Raw genomic sequence first — 2,854 nt, forward strand, 5'->3', positions numbered from 1 at the left:
CGACGTCGGGAGGGATATAGATGATTTTTCCGAGTACTTCAGAGTATCTGTACTGGCCGTCCGTTCCCGGCGGGGCTTCGCGGATGGTCCTCTCGAACTTGTTCACCTGGGCATCCATGTTGTCAGCGTAGTGCAGTACGCAGGCCTCGATGGTGGAAGGCACCACAGGGGACCCCCACTCCAAGGCGCCATGGTGGCTTACGATGAGATGGCTCATTCTGAGAGTCATGTCGGCATCCCAGCACGGATCCGGAGAGTCGCACCTTGCCCGGTCTGAGCAGTTGGCCAAGGCCGAGATGTGCCTTCCGACAGCGTCAGCCCCGATCATGATGTGGTCTTCCATGACTCCCGCAGGCGCCATTGTGGCCGCCGCCCTGGTCCTGTCGTATGCATACGATCCGAGCTTGCCGATGTCGTGGAGAAGTGCACCCGCGGCCAAGAGGTCCCAGTCTATGTAGTCATACTGCTCCGCGGCACATCGACAGATCCGCAAGACGCTTACGGTATGTTCCAGAAGCCCGCCGAAGTACGCGTGATGGTGTTTCACCGCCGCTGGCCATTCACAGAACTTCGCAACGAACTCGGAATCGCCAAAGAACGACTGGAGCAAGCACCTGACCGGTTTCTTAGTCACCGAGGCGACAGTCTCCTCCAGTTCACCTCGGAGCGCATGGATATCCCGAGTGGTGGCAGGGATGAAGTCAGCAAGATCACACTCGCCTGCTGCGCATATGGTAATTGCCCCACCGAACTGTGCGGAGTCCATGGACAACTGGAGGCTTCCCGCATACTCGGTGACCGGCGCATTCTTGAGCCTAACGAGAACACCAGGCTCGAGACCTGGGGTCGCGCTCTCCGAGTAATTCCAGAGTTTCAAACTGATGTCTCCGGTCCGGTCGACCAGCCGGACCTCGGCAAAGGAAGACCCGGCCCTAGTCTGCCTGACCTTGATGTCTGCGCACATGAAAACCGAGTTGACGATGGTACCCACTCTCAACTCGGAAGCAAACTGCCGCTTCTCAACTTGTCGCTGCATATCCGGATTCCTTTCTGGGATCTTCGGAAGGGAAGAACCTGTTGATCTCCACGGCCGCCGAAGATGGACTGTCAGACGCATGAACGAGGTTGAACCTCAAGCTCGTGGCCAAGTCACCCCGGATGGTGCCCGGTGCAGCCTTCATGGGGTCGGTCGCTCCCACCATCTGCCTAGCTGCTTCCACAGCGTTGGGCGCCTCCAGAACCATGGCCAGCACAGGGCCGGAGGTCATGTAGGCCCGAATCTCCGGGAAGAATGCTTCGGAAACCAGATGTGCGTAGTGCTCTGCGACTAGATCGTCCGTCATCACAAGCGCGCGGGCGTTGGCTACCCTGAACCCTCTGCGCTCGAACCTCGAGACAATCTCACCCACGAGGCCGCGGGACACCCCATCTGGCTTTATGATTATGCATGTACGCTCCATGTCTAGCCCTCTCCGCACTCCACGGTCTCGGGACCGTAACTGAACGCACAGACTACCCTTGCCTCTCGGCAACGGATCTACCCAGGTTGATCAAGTCCTTGAGCGCGGTGGCTGACGCCGCCCTGGGGCCACCTGCGCCTCCCACCATTGTAAGCTCTCCGAAGATGTCGGTCACGAACCGCACCGCCTTGAAATCCCCCCGCACCTGTGCCAGGAAGTCCCCATTCGGGATCGGCGTGGGTTTCACCTCTATGGAGACATCATCGCCGTTTCTGACCGCCCGTCCGACAAGCCGGAGTGTTCGCCCTTCCATCGCCCAGTGGGCGATATCCCGTCTCGTGACCTGCGTGATCCCCTGCACCGATACGTCATCGAGGGTCTTTCCCGCCCGCATCGCCGCATTGGCAAGGAGCAAGATCTTGCACGCGGTATCCAACCCTTCGACATCCCGCCCCGGATCGGTTTCGGCGAGTCCGAGGGCCTGCGCCCTGGTTAGGGCCTCGGAATAGGGCAGACCTTCGTCCGACATCGACGTCAGAATGTAGTTGGTCGTGGCGTTCAGAACGCCCTCGATTACTAATATCTCCGCGCCGGCAAGACTTCGAACGGCTGTGTCCAAGGTTGGAAGGCCTGCTGCCGTCGCCCCACTGAACTTGAGCACGACGCCGGAAGCTTCCGCGGCCCCTGTCAAGCCCGGGAAATCCGCGACCAGGGGGGCCTTGTTCAAGGTGATGATGTGACACCCGGCCGCAGCCGCCCGTTTCAACCTACTGAGTGCAGGTTCCCCGGTCAGGAGGTCGGACGCAGATGCGTCCACCACGACCCTGCACTGCTCTGAGGCCTTTGGAAGCCACAAGTCCATGTCTTCGGGGTCGCTGGGTCGAAACCCTGGAAACTGGGAAAACGGTCCGCCGTGCTCAGCGTACAAGGCCAAGTCCGACAGGTCAAGACCCGCTTCGTTCGTGATTCCTCCTCGCGACGTGACAACGGCTGTCAGTGCCACGTCTAGACCGAATTCCCTCTCCAGCATGTCTCGTTTTCGGTGGAGCATCCGGACGAACTCTCGCCCCACATGTCCGAACCCGTATAGAGTCGCCGAGATCCGCAAGTGGAGTGCACCCTCTTTCGACATTCTGCGTTCATTCTAGCCTCGCGCGGAGAAGACTACAATCAGACTGCCTCATCCTCCCTCGACTCGCTCGCTGGAGGTTCACCCCTCCTCACCCGCTTCATGAAGACGAACGCGACGATGGCACATATCATAGCGAATGGGAACACCACACGCATGCCCGCGAGATCCCGCAGCAACCCGAACACCGGAGGACCGCTGATCGCTGCAAGGGACGAGAACAAGTAGTACAGCCCAGTAAACGCCCCGGTTCTCGCCCTCGAGG

The 2,854-nt window shown here is 59.9% G+C and carries 4 protein-coding genes; all 4 read right to left on the reverse strand.

The annotated features are described in order from the left end of the window. On the reverse strand, positions 1 to 1,036 hold a 1,036-nt coding region (locus tag NUW23_12040; protein ID MCR4426895.1), incomplete at its 3' end, for an HD domain-containing protein. After that, on the reverse strand, positions 1,020 to 1,460 hold the full coding sequence (gene ndk, locus NUW23_12045) for a nucleoside-diphosphate kinase (GenBank protein ID MCR4426896.1): 441 nt from the start codon (positions 1,458 to 1,460) through the stop codon (positions 1,020 to 1,022). The genes NUW23_12040 and ndk, both read right to left, overlap by 17 nt. Before the next feature lie 52 nt (positions 1,461 to 1,512). After that, complete coding sequence (locus NUW23_12050) at positions 1,513 to 2,592, reverse strand: hypothetical protein (protein ID MCR4426897.1); 1,080 nt, start codon at positions 2,590 to 2,592, stop codon at positions 1,513 to 1,515. A gap of 38 nt (positions 2,593 to 2,630) precedes the next feature. Continuing rightward, positions 2,631 to 2,854 (reverse strand): hypothetical protein (locus NUW23_12055; protein MCR4426898.1); only part of this gene is annotated, 224 nt, incomplete at its 5' end.

This window comes from Bacillota bacterium, assembly GCA_024655925.1.
Lineage (GTDB): Bacteria > Bacillota > DTU025 > DTU025 > JANLFS01 > JANLFS01.

What these genes read in the sequence shown, in the direction of transcription:
- ndk (MCR4426896.1), bottom strand. Translation starts at nt 1,460, where the DNA reads ATGGAGCGTACATGCATAATCATAAAGCCAGATGGGGTGTCCCGCGGC.
- NUW23_12050 (MCR4426897.1), bottom strand. Translation starts at nt 2,592, where the DNA reads ATGTCGAAAGAGGGTGCACTCCACTTGCGGATCTCGGCGACTCTATAC.